The sequence below is a fragment of the Aeromonas sp. PS2Canimalfood6 genome (genome assembly GCF_048276795.1).
GTDB classification, from domain to species: domain Bacteria; phylum Pseudomonadota; class Gammaproteobacteria; order Enterobacterales; family Aeromonadaceae; genus Aeromonas; species Aeromonas caviae.
Genome location: NZ_JBLUXC010000068.1, coordinates 1 through 16,492 on the forward strand (window position 1 = coordinate 1; position 16,492 = coordinate 16,492).

16 protein-coding genes are annotated in these 16,492 nt (G+C 62.5%); 5 read left to right on the forward strand and 11 right to left on the reverse strand.

The genetic code is table 11. The features are described 5' to 3' along the window. Positions 1-134: 134 nt before the first annotated feature. The 10 genes from ACNPAA_RS18660 to ACNPAA_RS18705 form a co-directional block, all read right to left on the reverse strand. Positions 135-323, reverse strand: coding sequence for a DUF2065 domain-containing protein (locus ACNPAA_RS18660; RefSeq protein WP_010673197.1), 189 nt, complete (start codon positions 321-323; stop codon positions 135-137). Between the two features lie 91 nt (positions 324-414). After that, the gene (gene hflC / locus ACNPAA_RS18665) at positions 415-1,299 is read right to left on the reverse strand and encodes a protease modulator HflC (protein ID WP_010673196.1); all 885 of its coding nucleotides are present in this window, start codon (positions 1,297-1,299) and stop codon (positions 415-417) included. 3 nt (positions 1,300-1,302) lie between these two features. After that, a complete protein-coding gene (hflK, locus tag ACNPAA_RS18670; protein WP_010673195.1) occupies positions 1,303-2,454 on the reverse strand; it encodes an FtsH protease activity modulator HflK in 1,152 nt (383 codons plus the stop codon). A 93-nt stretch (positions 2,455-2,547) separates the two neighbouring features. Then, positions 2,548-3,834, reverse strand: coding sequence for a ribosome rescue GTPase HflX (hflX, locus tag ACNPAA_RS18675; protein WP_010673194.1), 1,287 nt, complete (start codon positions 3,832-3,834; stop codon positions 2,548-2,550). A 63-nt stretch (positions 3,835-3,897) separates the two neighbouring features. Then, a complete protein-coding gene (gene hfq, locus ACNPAA_RS18680) occupies positions 3,898-4,161 on the reverse strand; it encodes an RNA chaperone Hfq (protein ID WP_011704864.1) in 264 nt (87 codons plus the stop codon). Between the two features lie 72 nt (positions 4,162-4,233). Continuing rightward, entirely contained in the window at positions 4,234-5,151 is a 918-nt protein-coding gene (gene miaA, locus ACNPAA_RS18685) for a tRNA (adenosine(37)-N6)-dimethylallyltransferase MiaA (RefSeq protein ID WP_080770083.1), read from the reverse strand. A gap of 92 nt (positions 5,152-5,243) precedes the next feature. Continuing rightward, on the reverse strand, positions 5,244-7,127 hold the full coding sequence (gene mutL, locus ACNPAA_RS18690) for a DNA mismatch repair endonuclease MutL (protein ID WP_270807259.1): 1,884 nt from the start codon (positions 7,125-7,127) through the stop codon (positions 5,244-5,246). A gap of 109 nt (positions 7,128-7,236) precedes the next feature. Beyond that, positions 7,237-8,754 (reverse strand): N-acetylmuramoyl-L-alanine amidase, encoded by a 1,518-nt coding sequence (locus ACNPAA_RS18695; RefSeq protein ID WP_417891943.1) that lies wholly within the window; start codon positions 8,752-8,754, stop codon positions 7,237-7,239. Positions 8,755-8,777: 23 nt separating this feature from the next. Next, a complete protein-coding gene (tsaE, locus tag ACNPAA_RS18700; RefSeq protein ID WP_219142759.1) occupies positions 8,778-9,251 on the reverse strand; it encodes a tRNA (adenosine(37)-N6)-threonylcarbamoyltransferase complex ATPase subunit type 1 TsaE in 474 nt (157 codons plus the stop codon). 17 nt (positions 9,252-9,268) lie between these two features. Continuing rightward, positions 9,269-10,771, reverse strand: coding sequence for an NAD(P)H-hydrate dehydratase (locus ACNPAA_RS18705; protein WP_417891944.1), 1,503 nt, complete (start codon positions 10,769-10,771; stop codon positions 9,269-9,271). Positions 10,772-10,870: 99 nt separating this feature from the next. Here ACNPAA_RS18705 and queG point away from each other — a divergent pair, with 99 nt between their 5' ends. Then, complete coding sequence (queG, locus tag ACNPAA_RS18710; RefSeq protein ID WP_417891945.1) at positions 10,871-12,025, forward strand: tRNA epoxyqueuosine(34) reductase QueG; 1,155 nt, start codon at positions 10,871-10,873, stop codon at positions 12,023-12,025. An 83-nt stretch (positions 12,026-12,108) separates the two neighbouring features. Further along, positions 12,109-12,852 carry a polyphosphate--glucose phosphotransferase gene (gene ppgK / locus ACNPAA_RS18715; protein WP_010673187.1) on the forward strand — a complete coding sequence of 248 codons (744 nt, stop codon included), beginning with the start codon at positions 12,109-12,111 and terminating at the stop codon, positions 12,850-12,852. 52 nt (positions 12,853-12,904) lie between these two features. Here the strand turns inward: ppgK and ACNPAA_RS18720 are convergent, their stop codons facing one another. Beyond that, the gene (locus ACNPAA_RS18720; protein WP_010673186.1) at positions 12,905-13,360 is read right to left on the reverse strand and encodes a hypothetical protein; all 456 of its coding nucleotides are present in this window, start codon (positions 13,358-13,360) and stop codon (positions 12,905-12,907) included. A gap of 472 nt (positions 13,361-13,832) precedes the next feature. Between ACNPAA_RS18720 and metN the strand changes: the two genes are divergently transcribed. From metN to metQ, 3 genes are read left to right on the forward strand one after another with little or no spacing between them, the layout of a single operon-like run. Next, positions 13,833-14,876, forward strand: a complete 1,044-nt coding sequence (gene metN, locus ACNPAA_RS18725) for a methionine ABC transporter ATP-binding protein MetN (RefSeq protein ID WP_039040957.1) — start codon at positions 13,833-13,835, stop codon at positions 14,874-14,876. Beyond that, positions 14,857-15,510, forward strand: coding sequence for a methionine ABC transporter permease (locus ACNPAA_RS18730; protein ID WP_029313844.1), 654 nt, complete (start codon positions 14,857-14,859; stop codon positions 15,508-15,510). The genes metN and ACNPAA_RS18730 overlap by 20 nt, the downstream gene beginning before the upstream one ends. A gap of 26 nt (positions 15,511-15,536) precedes the next feature. Next, the gene (gene metQ, locus ACNPAA_RS18735; RefSeq protein WP_041211129.1) at positions 15,537-16,337 is read left to right on the forward strand and encodes a methionine ABC transporter substrate-binding lipoprotein MetQ; all 801 of its coding nucleotides are present in this window, start codon (positions 15,537-15,539) and stop codon (positions 16,335-16,337) included. Positions 16,338-16,492 lie beyond the last annotated feature (155 nt).

Consider the following 16,492-nt stretch of genomic DNA (forward strand, 5'->3'; position numbering starts at 1 on the left):
TATCGACTGGGAGAAGCTCCGCCACAAGTAACGGAGCTAACAGGAGACCAGCAGATCATTTTGGAGGTATTGGGTGAGCGCTATCGGCAAATTTATTCCTAAATCAGGTGCGGAATGTCGGATCAACACAGGCTCTAACGGGCCAACGCCCACAAGATGACGCCACCTGCCACCACCAGACAGCCGCCGATGCGGCGCAGCTGTTCCGGCGGCAACTCCCCGAGCAGGCGCAGCATCTGCTGCCATGCCCTGGGAGCAAGCAAGGGCCCCAATCCTTCGAAGAGCAGCAGCAATCCCAGCCCCATCAACATGGATGTCAGCATCACCTCTCCTTATCCCTGATCCCCTGCCGGTCTGTGACCGGCAAACAAAAGGGCCTGAATCATCAGGCCCTTGGGTCATATCAACACGAGTTTACTGCTTGTTGCCGTGCGGCGACTTGAGGTAGCGGAAGAACTCGCTGTCCGGTTTCAGGACCATGAGGTCGTTGCCACCGGCGAAGCTCTTGCGATAGGCCTCCATGCTGCGCACGAAACTGAAGAACTCCGGGTCCTTCTTGTAGCTGTCGGCATAGATCCTGGCGGCTTCGGCATCCCCTTCACCACGCAGTTGACGGGCATTACTCTCGGCGTCGGCGATCATCACGGTCACCTTGCGGTCGATGTCGGCACGCAGGATCTCGGCCTGCTCCCGGCCCTGTGAACGGTGCTCACGGGCTACCGCAGTCCGCTCGGCACGCATCCGCTGATAGATGGAGCTGGAAACTTCCACCGGCAGGTTGATCTGCTTGATGCGCACATCCACCACCTTGATGCCGAGCTCGGAGGAGCGCGCCATCTTCATCAGGGCATCTTCCATCACGGTACTGCGCTCGCCGGAGACGATGTCCTTGATGGTGCGGTTACCGATCTCGGAACGCAGGCCGTTGTTGATCTTGCGCTTGAGCAGGTCTTCAGCCTGGATCTTGTTGCCACCACCGGTCGCCAGGTAGTACTTGGAGAAGTCCTCGATCTTCCACTTCACGTAGGAGTCGATGATGAGGTCCTTCTTCTCGGACGTAACGAAGCGATCCGCCTGGCCTTCCAGGGTCTGGATGCGGGCATCCATCTTACGTACCTGGTCGATGAGCGGCACCTTGAAGTGCAGGCCCGGCTCGTACAGGCGCGGTTCACCGGAGTCGACCCGTTTCACCTTGCCAAACTGCACCACGATCCCCTTCTGTCCTTCATCGACGATGAAGATGGACGAGAAGCAGACCATGGCGGCCACAGCGATGACACCAATAGCTAGCTTTTTCATCTATCAGTTTCTCCCTGTGCTGAAACGGTCACCGCCACGCAGCGGGGTCGGAGTGGAGTTGGCCCCTTCGTTGGACGGCTGGGCCGCCTCGACTGCCGGGGTGCCCGCAGGACGTGCCGGTTGCACGGCATTCGCCTTGCCAGAGAGCTTGTCGAGCGGCAGGTAGATCATGCTGTTGTTGCCAGCCGGCATGTCGACCACCACCTTGTTGGCCTGCTGATAGAGCTCTTCCATGGTTTCCAGGTAGATACGATCACGGGTCAGCTCGGGCGCGGCCTGATACTGGGGCAGCAGCTCGTTGAAGCGAGCGACTTCACCCTTGGCCTTCAACACGATCTGGGACTTGTAGGCTTCGGCCTCCTGCTCCAGACGTTTGACCTGGCCACGAGCCTTGGGCTCCACTTCACGGGCATAGGCTTCCGCTTCACGGATGAAACGCTGCTCATCTTCCTGGGCGGAGATGGCGTCATCAAACGCATCCTTCACCTCTTCCGGCGGACGCGCCGGCAGGAAGTTGACGTCCACGATCTGCAGACCCATCTGATAGGGCTCGATGATGCTGTCGATCACCTGCCAGGTTTCCTGACGCACCTTCTCACGACCCGTGGTCAGCACATCGTCCATCCGGGTGTGACCCACCACGTAGCGCAGGGCGCTGTCGGTGGCCTGGCTCAGGCTCTCGTCTGCATTGGTCACGCTGAACAGGTACTGCTCGGGATCGACCACGCGATACTGCACGTCCATCTCGACCCGCACCACGTTCTCATCCTGGGTCAGCATGAAACCGGACGCCGGCAGGGAACGGACAGACTCCACGTCCACCGGGATCACTCGGTCGATGAAGGTCGGTTTCCAGCGCAGACCCGGGTCCACGTTGTGGGAATATTCGCCAAAACGCAGCACCACGCCCCGCTCGGCTTCGCGAATGGTGTAGAAGCCGCTGACGACCCACACCACCACGGCCACCACCAGCGCGATGGAGAGGCCGAACTTGCCGACGTCACCACCACCGGATTTGCCACCACCGAGCAGACCGCCAAAACGACGGCTCACCTTGCGAAGCATCTCGTCCAGATCAGGGGGGCCCTGATTCTTGCCGTTGTTCCCCCAGGGGTCACGGTCTTTGCCATTGTTACCAGGCTCATTCCAAGCCATCAGCGTCTCCATTAATACATGCGGATGGATATCATCTCTATCGGGCCACAGAGGGGCGATGAAGTCAGCAAACCATTTATGTTCATCGACCCATCAATGTCTGATAAAGCGTTGTAAACTCTCACCTTCTTGTTTCATTAGGCGGTTCCAGTCAGCCAGTTGCAGGCGAACTTCCAGCACAAAGTCCCCCTCCTCGCTGAAACCTTCCTGCTCGATACCTTTCAGCCGATAGAGCGCACTGCGCAGTCTGGCGGCGGAAGGGGGCAGTTGCAGGGTGTGATGCACCATGGAGCCGGCCAGCAGTTCGGTCAGTGCCTGGAACAGGTATTCACTGCCCTCGCCAGTCTGGGCCGACAACCAGACTCGCACCGGTCGCCCAGCCTCATCCCGTTCAAGACCAGCCGGACGATCCCCCAGCTTGTCGATCTTGTTGCAGATCATCAGTTGGGGACGGTCATCCGCCTCGATCTCGGCCAGCACACGCTGGACCGACTCGATATTCTCCTGCATCTGTTCATCGGCGCAGTCCACCACATGCAGCAGCAGGTCCGCTTCGCGAGTCTCCTGCAGGGTCGCCTTGAAGGCCGCGACCAGATCATGGGGCAAGTGCCGAATAAATCCAACTGTATCCGCCAGGATCACATCACCCACATCCTGGATCACCAATTTACGCAGGGTGGGGTCCAGGGTTGCGAACAATTGGTCGGCAGCATACACGCTGGCATCTGTAAGTTGGTTGAACAAAGTGGATTTTCCGGCGTTGGTATACCCCACCAGAGAAACGGTCGGCACTTCGTTGCGGTTGCGGGCACGGCGCCCCTGCTCCCGCTGCTTGGCCACCTTGTCGAGGCGGCGCAAAATGGCCTTGATACGCTCACGCAGCAGGCGTCGGTCGGTTTCAAGCTGGGTTTCACCCGGGCCGCGCAGACCGATCCCCCCCTTTTGTCGCTCAAGGTGGGTCCAGCCTCGCACCAGACGAGTGGAAAGATGGCGCAACTGGGCCAGTTCGACCTGCAACTTGCCTTCGTGAGTGCGGGCGCGCTGGGCGAAGATATCGAGGATAAGACCAGTCCTGTCCACGACCCGGCACTGGAACAGACGCTCCAGGTTGCGCTCCTGGGCAGGGGTCAGGGCATGGTTGAAGATGACCACGTCGGCGTCCAGCATCTGGACCTGGGACGCGATCTCTTCCGCCTTGCCGCTGCCGACAAAAAATTTGGCGCTGGGTGCGCTGCGACTGGTGGTGATCACCCCCAGTGCATTGACCCCGGCCGAGCTCACCAGCATCTTGAGCTCGTCCAGATCCTCCCGCTCGCCCTCATCGCTGAAGTTGACATGTACCAGAACGGCCTGTTCACCAGCTTCGTAACGGTCAAACAAGCGCTTGCTCCTTGACAGGTATCATGATGGATCTGAGTTGGCGAGTGAACTCGCCGCAGGATATCACGCCTCGGCTTCACCCTGCTCTTCACCGGCGGCGCCCGGGGCGTGCTGGTGATGGTTGACGGCACGGGCCGGCACCACGGTGGAAATGGCGTGCTTGTAGACCATCTGGCTCACGGTGTTCTTCAGCAGAATGACAAACTGGTCAAACGATTCGATCTGACCCTGCAGTTTGATGCCGTTCACCAAATAGATAGAAACAGGAATACGCTCACGGCGCAGCGCATTCAAAAACGGGTCTTGGAGAGATTGCCCCTTAGCCATCTTTCTTTTCCTTATAGTTTGTTGTTTTTAAACACCGGATATTCAATATAACAACCTGATTATACAGGAGTGTCAAGCCGGACCAGCTTGGGCGACGACCCTGGCCAGATTGCCAGACTCACCAGATTCCAACCAGGTCACATCAGGCCAACCGCGCAACCAGGTCATCTGACGCTTGGCCAACTGGCGGGTGGCAACAATGCCGCGATAACGCATCTCATCATACTCCACTTCCCCCGCCAGGTAGTCCCACATTTGGCGGTATCCCACGCAGCGAATGGAGGGAAGATCCGGGGTGAGATCCCCCCGCTCGTAAAGCGCCCTGACCTCCTGCTCGAAGCCGCTGCCCAGCATCTTGTCAAACCGCTGTTCGATGCGCTGGTGCAACACGGCCCGATCCCTCGGCGCGATGGCAAACTGCAGCGCCCGGTAGGGCAGCCCCTCTCCCTGTACCTGGGTCAGCTCGGTGAGGGTCTTGCCGCTGATGCGGTAAACCTCGAGCGCCCGGCACAGGCGCTGGGGATCGTTGGGGTGGATGCGGGCACCGGCCACCGGGTCGATGCGCACCAGTTCGTCGTGCAGCGCCTGCCAGCCGAGGCGGGCAGCCTCTTCCTCGATGCCGGCCCGAATGGCGGGATCGGCGGAAGGCAGCGGAGAAAGCCCCTCCAGCAGCGCCTTGAAATAGAGCATGGTGCCGCCCACCAGCAGCGGAATGCGACCACGGTCGGCGATCTCTTTCATCTCCCGCAGGGCATCCTTGCAAAAATCCGCCGCCGAATAGCTCATGGCGGGATCCAGGATATCGATCAGCCGGTGCGGGGCCTGCGCCAGCTCGGCTGGCGTCGGCTTGGCGGTGCCTATGTCCATGCCGCGATAGATGAGCGCGGAGTCCACGCTGATGATGTCGCAGGGCAGGGCCTGGCACAGTTCAATGGCGAGATCCGTCTTGCCGGAGGCCGTCGGCCCCATCAGAAAAATTGCAGTCGGCAAGTCAGCCACGTTAAATACTCCCTTCGGCCGCCCCTTCACGGGCGAGCCGGCATAAAACTGGTCATATGGATGCAACAGACGACGAGACGCCGTCAGTTGCCATCGGCAAACTCGGCCAGCACGTTCGCCAGCGGCAACGGGCGCACCATGCGAACGTCTGCCAGTTGGTCACTGAAATCGGCAACAAGTTCCGTCAACAACCGGGTGGCAGTGGCAAAATCGTATATTTTTTCGGCACTTATGCCTTGTTCCACCAACCACTGGCATAGTACCCCAGCCTGCGCGTCGGCATCACTGTCAGATCCACTCTCGACCAGCTGCAACAATTCGGGTAAGAGGCGGGCCAGATCGGTCTGGCGCAGCAGGGCGGGCACCCGAGTCAGGATCATGGTGTCGCGTCCCCCGCTTTTCAACTCCAGCCCCATGCGTTTGAGCAGACGTTCCCGCTCCTCCACCAGTGCGACCAGGTTTTTCGGCAGCTTGAAGGAGACCGGCAGCAACAGAGGCTGGGCCGCCAGCCCCTGGCCCCAGGCATCCAGCAGCCAGTGGCGCAACAACAGACGCTCGGCGCGCACCAGGGAGAGCAGCGCCAGCTGCCCCTGACGCTCCATCAGCAGATAGGCCTGCTCGACCAGGCTCAGGGCGCGCCACTCCCCCGTTCGGGCTGGCGTCTCGACGGCACCGCTCTCGGCTCCGGGCCGGGATGCCGGCGTCGCCACCTCGGGCAGGGTGGTGAGCAAGGCGCCCATGCCTCGCATGGCGGCCCGGCTCGGGGGTTCGGGAGGCTGGTAGTGTCCTCCCCTGCCACCACCGCCTTCCCGCACGCCGTCGCCATCTCGCGCAGGGGCAGGAGCCCGATAGCCGTGTTCGGCACCGTACCACTCGGTGCGCGGCGCCTGACCCGGATAGGTGATCTCCGGGCTGCCCGGCAGCTCGACCTGGGTCTCGGCCAGGGGGGCATCGGTGGCGCTCCCTGCTCCGTCGTGGCGCAAGGCGGTAAACAGCGCCTGGAAGATGAAGTCGTGGATGAGGCGCGCCTGATGGAAGCGCACCTCGTGCTTGGCGGGGTGAACGTTCACGTCCACCTGACGGGGATCCAGCTCGATGTAGAGCACATAGGCCGCGAAGCGATCGGCGGGCAGCAGCTCGTCATAGGCCTGGCGGATGGCGTGGTTGATGAGCTTGTCGCGCATCATGCGGCCGTTGACATAGGTGTATTGCAGATCGTTTTGCGGCCTGGCGCCGGCGGGCGTGGCCAGCCAGCCCCAGAGCCGCACGTCGCTATGTTCGCTCGACACCGCCAGGGCGTGGTGCATGAAGGGAGAGCCGCAGACGGCGGCGAGCCGGCGCTCCTGCTCCGCCACCGTGTTCGCGGCCTTGTACTGGCGCACCACCTTGCCGTTGTGGCGCAGGATCAGGGTGACGTCGAAACGGGAGAGCGCGATGCGCCGCACCAGTTCGTCGATGTGGGCAAACTCGGTCTTTTCGCTGCGCATGAACTTGCGCCGCGCCGGGGTGTTGAAGAAGAGGTCCACCACCTCCACCGTGGTACCCACCGGGTGGGCCGCCGGCTTGACGGTGACGCTCATCTCGCGCCCTTCCGCCTGGGCCTGCCAGGCTTCGGCCTGCTCCGCCGTGCGGGAGGTGAAGGTGAGGCGAGCCACCGAGCTGATGGAGGCGAGCGCCTCCCCGCGAAACCCCAGGCTGCTGATCCCTTCCAGATCGTCCAGGGTCGCGACCTTGGAGGTGGCGTGGCGCGACAGCGCCAGCACCAGCTCATCCCTGGCGACACCGCAGCCGTTGTCACGGATGCGGATGAGCTTGGCGCCCCCCTTGTCGATGTCGATCTCGACCCGGTCGGCCCCCGCATCCAGGCTGTTCTCCACCAGCTCCTTCACCACGGAGGAGGGCCGCTCCACCACCTCACCGGCAGCAATCTGGTTGGCCAGAATCGGCGGCAATATACGGATTGGCATCGCGTACTCCTGAAGGTTGGGGGTGTGAGGGGATGGGCTTGACACCATGAACATTCGCCGCGCCCCTCCTTGCCACCGGCAGAGGGACGGTCGCGGCGTTCATCCGGCACTAGTCCTGCGGGATGTAGAGCACCTGCCCTATCTGGATGTCCCGCGACTTGAGCTTGTTGATCTCCACCAGCCGCGCCTGGCTCACCCCGTGCTTCTCGGCGAGGCGGGAGAGGCTCTGGCCGCGGGTGACCACGTGGCGGATCATCCTGGACTTGTCGTTGCTCTGCACGCTGCTGACCGGGGCGCTTGGCTCCTGGGCTGCGACCTTGTAAGGTTTGATCACGCCGGCACCGGAGGCGCTGCCGACGCTGCTGACCGGGGCGCCGCCCTCACCGACGCGATAGGGCTCGCTCGCCGGCATCCGGTTGGTCACGACCTGCTGCGTTGGCTGGGCAGCCGGCTTGCTGACAGCGACCGGCTTGTTGGCAGGCGCCTGACGCGGCGGGGCAGCAACCTGGCCCTTGCCGGTGAGCATGGGCCCCTTGGTCGGATGACTGCGGTAATAGTTGCGGATCCCCTCGAAGATGGCCCGGGCCAGCTGATCCTGATAGCTGGCGGTGGCCAGCAGCTTCTCCTCGGCGTGGTTCGAGATAAAGCCCGTCTCCACCAGTACCGAGGGGATGTCCGGCGCCTTCAGCACCGCCAGACTCGCATGTTCCGGCGCCTTCTTGTGCAATCTGGCCACCCGCCCGAGCGAGCGCAGGATCTGGCGGCTGACGTCATAGCCTTCGGCCCTGGACTTGTCCATGGAGAGATCCAGGAAGGTCTGTGCCAGATAGGGGTTGGGATCGGACTCGGCCAATACCTTGCCGACGCCGCCGAGCAGTTCCCCCTGCTTCTCCTGCTTCTCGAGCCAGCTGCCCATCTCGCGGTTGGCACGGTTGGTCGACAGCACCCACACGGACGCGCCGCGCGGGGTCGAGTTGTGGAAGCTGTCGGCGTGCACCGACACCAGCAGATCCGCCTTGGCCTTGCGGGCGATCTCGGAGCGCTTGTTCAGGTCGACGAAGTAGTCGCCGCGCCGGGTCAGCACGGCACGCATGCCGGGCTCGCGATCGATGAGGGCCGCCAGCTTCTGCGACACCGACAGGGTCACCCGCTTCTCGTAGGTGCGGCGCGGGCCGATGGAGCCCGGGTCTTCCCCGCCGTGGCCGGGATCGATGGCGATGACGATGGCCTTGCCCTGTCCCCCGACGGGCGCGGGTTGTGCCGTGGCGCTGCCCTTCTCTTCGTAGGGCAGATCGATCACCAGCCGGTGGCCATAGGGACCAGCCGGCGCCAGCGGGAAGACCACTGGCTTGATGGAAGAGCTGAGATCCAGCACCAGGCGCAGGCTGCCTTGTTCAAGGGGCGTGCTCTCACGGATCTTGCGCACCAGCTCGCTCTTGTTCTCGATGCGGGCCAGGTTGGCGGCATTGCTGGCGCCCTTCAGGTCGATCACCAGGCGGCTCGGGCCGGTCAGGGTGAAGTAGTTGAAATTGGGGGCACTGCTCATGTCGAGCACCACCCGGGTGTTGTCCGGCGACGGCCATACCCGCACACTCTTGAGCTGATTCGCCCAGGTGGGTAAGGCCATCAAGGAGAGAACAAAGACGAGGATCACGCGCACTGAGATGACAACCGTTCCAGAATGGCTTCGCCGATAGCAGTGCGGGTCACGATCTGGGCCTCGCGCTGCTCGTTAACATAGGTCAGGGTGATCTCGAGATCCGGAGCGGGCAGCCAGCCCTCCCCTTTCTCCGGCCACTCCACCAGGCAGAGGGTATCGGCACCGAAGTAGTCGCGAATACCCATGAACTCCAGCTCTTCCGGGTCGGCCAGTCGATAGAGATCGAAGTGATAGACCTGCCACCTGGCCAGTTCATAGGGCTCCACCAGGGTATAGGTCGGACTCTTGACCTTGCCTTGATGGCCGAGCCCCTGCACCCAGCCTCGGGTCAGGGTGGTTTTGCCGGCCCCGAGGGCGCCGTGCAGAAAGACCGTGGTCGCCTGCTGGCACGCCTGCGCCAGCCGGCCGCCCAGGGCCACTGTTGCTGCCTCGTCCGGCAGTGTCATCATCAACGTTTTTGCCATGTTCTTCTTGTTACTTGTTACTGTGTCGGATTGACCAGACGGCGGATCCAGGGCAGCAGATCCGATGCCAGCATGCCCCTCTCCCCCTCGGCCGCAGCCAGGTCGGCCGCCTCGCCGTGGATCACGGCCCCGAGTCGGGCGGCCATCCCCGCAGGCCAGCCCTGGGCCAGGAGGGCGGCGATTATACCAGACAAGAGGTCGCCCATGCCGCCGCTGGCCATGCCCGGATTGCCCTCGTCGCACAGGGAAATGCGCCTGCCGTCGCAGATGAGCGACCCCGCCCCCTTGAGCAACACCACACCACCGTAGCGCTGTTGCAGTCGCGAGACGGCCGCAAACCTGTCCCCCTCGACCTCGGCGATGGAGCAACCCAGCAGGCGAGCCGCCTCCCCGGGGTGGGGCGTGAGCACCCAATTATCCTGATGACGGGGGGCCTGCGCCAGCCAATTCAATCCATCGGCGTCCAATACCAGTGGCACGGCGGCTCCGATGCCCTGTTCGAACCGGGCCCGGCCCCACTCATCCTGACCTAGCCCGGGGCCCAGTACCTGCACCGATGCCCACCCTTCATCCATGTCCGCGGGGCATCCCATCAGCTCGGGTTGAACCAGGCTGGCCGCAGGGCAATCAGGGTGCTGGCGCAGGCGTACCAATCCCGCCCCCGCCCGCAGACAGGCCTGACCCGCCAGCAGGATGGCCCCCTGCATGCCGAGGTTCCCCCCCGTCAGCAGTACCTTGCCGCTGTGTCCCTTGTGAGCCGAGCGCATGCGCGGGGTCAGCAACCCCTTGAGGCTGGGATAATCGATCCGCTCGGCAGCGGGAACCCGTTCCTCCCCCGGCGTCACTCCCAGGGGATCCCGGTCGAGGTGGCCGACTCCGTCTACCCCGTCGGCGGTGAGCATGCCCTGCTTGATGCCGATGAAAGTGAGGGTGCGGGTGGCACGCACCAGTGCGCCCATGGCGCGGCCGGTGTCGGCATTGAGACCGGAGGGGAGATCCACCGCCAGCACGGGCGCGTTCAAGCCATTGATTGTTGCGACGATCTTTGTCATTGACGAGGAGAGGGGAAGCTGGACGCCGGTACCGAGCAGTGCGTCTATGACCAGATCCGGCGGCGGCAGCGTGGCGGGCAGCAGATCCTCGGCCATGGTCACGCTCCCCCCCGATGCGAGCCACTCTTCGGCAGCCCGCCTGGCATCTCCCCTCAGCAGGCCGGGAGCCCGGGCGGCAATCACCAGAGGTTCGAGGCCGATGCGCCGGGCAAGGCGGGCCAGCACGTAGCCATCCCCACCGTTGTTGCCAGGGCCGACGAAGATCCACCACTGGCGGCTGTCGGGCCAGTGGTGACAGGCATAGTTGCACAGCGCATTCCCGGCCCGCTCCATCAGCACATAGAGGGGCAACCCCTCCTGCTCGGCCCAGCGCCGTTCCATGCTGCGGATCTGCTCGGCCCGCCACAGGGGTTGTGCTAGACTCTCCCACTCATTTTTGCGGATAGCGTCCCCGAACACCTCTACCATGACGGCCCCCACGTTTCATCATCCCATGACCCGGCAACTGGCACGCCATATTGCCGCCCTGCGCCTGCCACACTCCTGCAGGCAGAGGGGGGATGCTGCATGACGGCTGCCGAACTTGCGCAACTGGCCCACGATATCAAGCTCTGGGCAAGGGAGCTAGGATTTGACCAGGTCGGCATCGCCGACACCGACCTCACCCTGGAAGAGCCAAGGTTGCAGGCCTGGCTGGATGCCGGTTATCACGGCACCATGGACTACATGGCGCGCCACGGCATGATGAGGGCCCGCCCCCACGAGCTGTTGCCGGGCACCTTGCGGGTCATCTCGGTGCGGATGAACTATCTGCCGTTCGAGGCGGGCTTTGCCGCCACCCTGCGCGATCCCACCCTCGGCTACATCAGCCGCTATGCCCTCGGCCGCGACTACCACAAGGTGCTGCGCAACCGGCTCAAACAGTTGGGGGAGCGCATCGAGCTGCGGTGCGACACCCTGTTGCAGGCGGCGGGACAAACCCTGGGCGAGTGGCGCCCCTTCGTCGACTCGGCCCCTATTCTGGAAAGGCCGCTGGCGGCCAAGGCGGGCCTTGGCTGGGTGGGCAAGCACTCGCTGCTGATCAACGAGTCCGCCGGCTCCTTCTTCTTTCTGGGAGAATTGCTCATCGCCCTGCCGCTGCCCGTGGATGCCCCGGTGGAGAAGGAGCTGTGTGGCAAGTGCGTGGCCTGCATCAATATCTGCCCCACCGGTGCCATCATCGCCCCCTATGTGGTAGACGGACGGCGCTGCATCTCTTATCTCACCATCGAGAATGACGGCCCCATTCCCGAGGAATTCAGGCCGCTCATGGGCAATCGCATCTATGGCTGTGACGACTGCCAGCTCATCTGCCCCTGGAACCGCTATGCCAATGCCAGCCCGGAGCCCGACTTCAGCCCCCGTCCCGACCTGCACCGCCCGCCCCTCTTGACCTTGTGGGGCTGGAGCGAGGCCGAATTTCTCAAACACACGGAAGGCAGCCCCATCCGCCGCATCGGCTATCAGCGCTGGCGCCGCAACCTGGCGGTGGCCCTTGGCAACGGACCGGCCAGCAGCGAGGTCCTGGCCGCCCTGCAACAGGCGCTGCCTGAGGCGGCGCCCATGGTGGCCGAGCATATCGAGTGGGCGCTGGCGACCCTGGCCAGGCGTCAGCAGGAAGAGAATAAAAAGACGCGATTGCTGATCCGCTGCATCGAAAAAGGTCTGCCGGATCACGCATAAGTGATCTGGCACTTGCCGGATCGCAGCCATTTTTTCATGCTCTGCCGACCATTGAACATCGGCACAATAAAAGGAAGATTCTGATGCAGATGCTGGGAGTAGATATTGGGGGGTCCGGGATCAAGGGCTGCCTGGTCGACACCGAAACCGGGGAGCTGATTGGCGAACGCCACCGCATCGCCACACCGCAACCGGCAACCCCGGCCGCCGTGGCACACACCCTCAAGGCGCTGGTCGAGCACTTCCAATGGAAGGGTCCCGTGGGGTGCGGTTTTCCCGCCACCATCCACAACGGCATCGCCAAGAATGCCTCCAACATCGACAAGAGCTGGATTGAGACCGATGCCGCCCACCTGTTTGCCGATGTGACCGGCCTGCCCTGCCATGTCCTGAACGACGCCGATGCGGCCGGTCTGGCGGAGATGCGCTTTGGCACCGGGCAGGATCGCCAGGGGGTCATCATTCTCATCACCGTCGGCACCGGCATCGGTACCGCCGTCTTCGTCAATGGCCAGTTGCTGCCCAATACCGAACTGGGTCACCTGATGCTGGAAGGCATGGTGGCCGAACACTATTGCTCCGATGCGGTGCGCAAGCGCGAGGATCTTTCCTGGGGCCGCTGGGGCAAACGTTTCAACAAATACCTGGCTCGCCTGGAGTTTCTGTTCTCCCCCGACCTCTTCATCCTGGGGGGCGGCAGCGCCGCCAAGCTCGACAAGTTCATCGACAAGATTGAGACCCGGGCTCCCCTGGTGGCGGCCGCGAACCTCAACCAGGCCGGCATCATAGGCGCCGCCCTCTATGGCGCGGCCCGGCAAGGGGGCTGACCGCCAGCAACATCAGAAGACCCGGCCCGTGCCGGGTCTCTCTCATCCGGGCTCAGAGATCGTCGAGGCGATGAGCACCGTGTACCAGACGGGTCAGGCGGGATTGGGCCATGGAGGCCAGGGCTTTCAGCAGCGCCGCCGTGTCGGGCGTGGGGCACTCCCGGGCCAGACGTTCCAGCTCGCCGATGAGCCTCTCCTCCTGGCGTGACACCAGGGCCACTATCTCCGCGGGCTGGGTTGTGGCGGGCAGCGCCAGACGATCCCCCTCAGCCAGCAGATCCTCGCCAAACCCCTGATCCAGCCAGGTCTCCTTCACCGCGCTTCCCATCTGCTCGCGATAATCGTGCAGATGAGCCGCCGCGGCATCCTCCCGCCCTTGCAGATAGGCCAGCAACATTCTGCTGCGCTCAGCATCCACCCGGGGGATCTGGCGCCCGTAAATGTGCCCTTGCCGATGATGAAGCTCCTCGAGATAGAGCATCAGGTCCTTGATCTGTTGGAATCGCATCTCGCCCCCCTCCTGGCATCCACCTGCAGCCAGTATAGGGAGCTGGCATGTCGACACGGCCACAAACTGGTCATTTATTGTTCTGCATCAAGGAGATGGAAAAGAAAGCAGGAAAAGAGACGGCAGGAGGAAGGGGAAACCGGCAGCTAGACTGCCCGGACAACCGGGCACCTTGTCCGAAGGGGAGGCATCAAATCGACGACATAAAAGATATTTACCAGCTTATATTCGGACTAGAGTCATCAAATCGGAATCTAATATTGATGCTGGTGGTGATACCTCCACACCATAGTCAAATGGCGGGAATCCTTATCCATTTTTTAGACGTCTAGACGTAAAAACATGCGTTGACACAGCCATCCGGACATCTTAGCATCATCCTCCATGATGACAGAGCTACCCAGTGAAACCTCTGCCCAATTTACCCGCCTGTAGCGCCCTGTGCTTTAAGGCTGTTAGCACGGAAGAATCCATGATTAAGTTGATCGGTCTCAACAAAGTCTACGGTAAAGGCAGTGATGCCGTGCACGCCCTGCGTGACGTGAGCCTGCATGTGCCCCAAGGCAAGATCTTCGGGGTGATCGGTGCCTCCGGTGCCGGCAAGAGTACCCTCATCCGCTGCGTCAACCTGCTGGAGCGCCCCACCGAGGGGCAGGTCATCGTCGATGGCCAGGACCTGGTCGCCCTCAGCGAGCGGGATCTGACTCAGGCTCGCCGCCAGATCGGCATGATCTTCCAGCACTTCAACCTGCTGGCCTCTCGCACCGTCTCCGCCAACATCGCCTTCCCGCTGGAACTGGCGGGCTGGAGCAAGGACAAGATCCAGAGCCGGGTCAGCGAACTGCTGGCCCTGGTCGGGCTGGAAGCCCGTGCCCACGCCTATCCGTCCGAGCTCTCCGGCGGGCAGAAGCAGCGCGTCGCCATCGCCCGCGCCCTGGCACCGGCTCCCAAGGTCCTGCTGTGTGACGAGGCCACCTCGGCCCTCGACCCGCAGACCACCCGCTCGATCCTGACCCTGCTCAAGGAGATCAACGTCAAGCTGGGGCTCACCATACTGCTCATCACCCACGAAATGGACGTGGTGAAGGGGATCTGCGACGAAGTGGCCATCATCAGCGACGGCCGTCTCATCGAGCAGGGAGAAGTGGCCTGGTTCTTCAGCAATGCCAAGACCCAGCTGGCCCGGGATTTCATCCACTCCACCATCCACCTGGAAGTGCCCCAAGAGTATCAGGATCGGATGAGTAGCGACCGGGTGCCCGGCAGCTATCCCCTGGTGAAGCTCGGCTTTACCGGGACCACGGTGGATTCGCCGCTGATTTCCGAGGCGAGCCGCCGTTTCAACATCGACATCAGCATCCTGAGCGCAGACATCGAATACGCCGGTGGCGTCAAGTTCGGCTTCCTGCTGGCGGAACTGTTCGGGGACGAGGCCCAGTGCGAGGCCACCCAGCAGTTCCTCATCGACAACCACATTCAGCTGGAGGTAATGGGTTATGTCCGAAGCAATGATTAATCTGCTGATTTCGGCTCTGGGCGACACCCTCATCATGGTGTTTGCCTCCGCCCTGTTCGGCTGCCTGCTCGGCCTGCCGCTCGGCGTGGCGCTGCACGTGACCAAGGCGGGCCAGATCCTGGCCAATCCGCTGCTCAACAAGGTCCTGGGCGTCATCGTCAACGTCGGTCGCTCGGTGCCCTTCATCATTCTGCTGGTCGCCATCATTCCGTTGACCCGCTTCATCGTCGGCACCAGCATCGGCACCATCGCCGCCATCGTGCCGCTGACCGTGGGCTGTATTCCCTTCATCGCCCGCCTGGTGGAAGGGGCCCTGATGGAGGTGCCTGACGGCCTGCTGGAAGCGGCCAAGGCCATGGGGGCCAAACCCCTGCAAATCATCGCCAAGGTGCTGCTGCCCGAGGCCCTGCCGGGGATCCTCAACAGTGTCATCATCACCCTCGTCACCCTGGTGAACTACTCCGCCATGGCAGGTGCCATCGGAGGCGGTGGTCTCGGTGATGTGGGTATTCGCTACGGCTACCAGCGTTTCGATCCCACCGTCATGCTGGTCACCGTGGTCATTCTGGTGGTGCTGGTTCAACTCATCCAGAGCGCGGGTGAGCGCCTGGTCAAACAATGTGATCATCGTTAATCGTCGATTTCTGACAGGAGGTTTTTATGAAATTGGGCATCAAATCCGCAGCAGCTGCGCTGCTGGCAACCCTGGTACTGGTCGGTTGCGGCCAGAAGGAAGAGAACAAGACCCTGAAGGTGGGCGCCATCGCCGGTCCCGAGACCGAGCTGGTTGAGACCGCGGCCAAGGTGGCCAAGGAAAAATACGGCCTGACCGTCGAAGTGGTCACCTTCTCCGACTACGTCACCCCGAACGTGGCCCTGAACGACGGCAGCGTCGACGTCAACGCCTTCCAGCACAAGCCCTACCTGGATGCCCAGATCCGTGATCGCGGCTTCAAGCTGGTGCCGGTCGGCAACACCTTCGTCTACCCGATCGCCGGTTACTCCAAGAAGGTCAAGGCCCTGTCCGAGCTGAAAGACGGTGCCCAGATCGCGGTGCCGAACGATCCGACCAACCTGGGTCGTTCCCTGATCCTGCTGGAGAAGCAGGGCCTGCTGACGCTGAAAGAGGGTGCCGGTCTGGAAGCGACCGTACTGGACATCGCCAGCAACCCGCGCAACTTCAAGATCGTCGAGCTGGAAGCCGCACAACTGCCGCGCTCCCTGGAAGACGTGGATCTGGCCATCATCAACAACACCTTCGCCGGTCAGATTGGTCTGACCCCCACCGAGAACGGCCTGTTTGTCGAAGACAAGGAGTCCCCCTACGTCAACCTGATCGTTGCTCGCGAGAACAACAAGGACGACGAGAAGGTCAAGGAGTTCGTCCAGTCCTTCCAGACCGACGAGGTCTTCAAGAAGGGGACCGAGCTGTTCAAGGGCGGTCTGGTGAAAGGTTGGTAATCACTCACTCTGGAAAAAAGGCCACGTCAAGCGTGTAATGCCGATCAGTTAAGGATCCATTGACCGATCCTCAGGCTGTGTAAGAATCCGAAACTCCTTGTTGGGTTTCGGATTTTTTTATGCGTATCGACCAAGCTCTCGACTTCATTCACGCC

Coding starts and splice junctions, on each gene's coding strand:
- ACNPAA_RS18660 (WP_010673197.1), bottom strand. CDS start 323: ATGCTGACATCCATGTTGATGGGGCTGGGATTGCTGCTGCTCTTCGAA.
- hflC (WP_010673196.1), bottom strand. CDS start 1,299: ATGAAAAAGCTAGCTATTGGTGTCATCGCTGTGGCCGCCATGGTCTGC.
- hflK (WP_010673195.1), bottom strand. CDS start 2,454: ATGGCTTGGAATGAGCCTGGTAACAATGGCAAAGACCGTGACCCCTGG.
- hfq (WP_011704864.1), bottom strand. CDS start 4,161: ATGGCTAAGGGGCAATCTCTCCAAGACCCGTTTTTGAATGCGCTGCGC.
- mutL (WP_270807259.1), bottom strand. CDS start 7,127: ATGCCAATCCGTATATTGCCGCCGATTCTGGCCAACCAGATTGCTGCC.
- ACNPAA_RS18695 (WP_417891943.1), bottom strand. CDS start 8,754: ATGGCCTTACCCACCTGGGCGAATCAGCTCAAGAGTGTGCGGGTATGG.
- tsaE (WP_219142759.1), bottom strand. CDS start 9,251: ATGGCAAAAACGTTGATGATGACACTGCCGGACGAGGCAGCAACAGTG.
- ACNPAA_RS18705 (WP_417891944.1), bottom strand. CDS start 10,771: ATGGTAGAGGTGTTCGGGGACGCTATCCGCAAAAATGAGTGGGAGAGT.
- queG (WP_417891945.1), top strand. CDS start 10,871: ATGACGGCTGCCGAACTTGCGCAACTGGCCCACGATATCAAGCTCTGG.
- ppgK (WP_010673187.1), top strand. CDS start 12,109: ATGCAGATGCTGGGAGTAGATATTGGGGGGTCCGGGATCAAGGGCTGC.
- ACNPAA_RS18720 (WP_010673186.1), bottom strand. CDS start 13,360: ATGCGATTCCAACAGATCAAGGACCTGATGCTCTATCTCGAGGAGCTT.
- metN (WP_039040957.1), top strand. CDS start 13,833: ATGATTAAGTTGATCGGTCTCAACAAAGTCTACGGTAAAGGCAGTGAT.
- ACNPAA_RS18730 (WP_029313844.1), top strand. CDS start 14,857: ATGTCCGAAGCAATGATTAATCTGCTGATTTCGGCTCTGGGCGACACC.
- metQ (WP_041211129.1), top strand. CDS start 15,537: ATGAAATTGGGCATCAAATCCGCAGCAGCTGCGCTGCTGGCAACCCTG.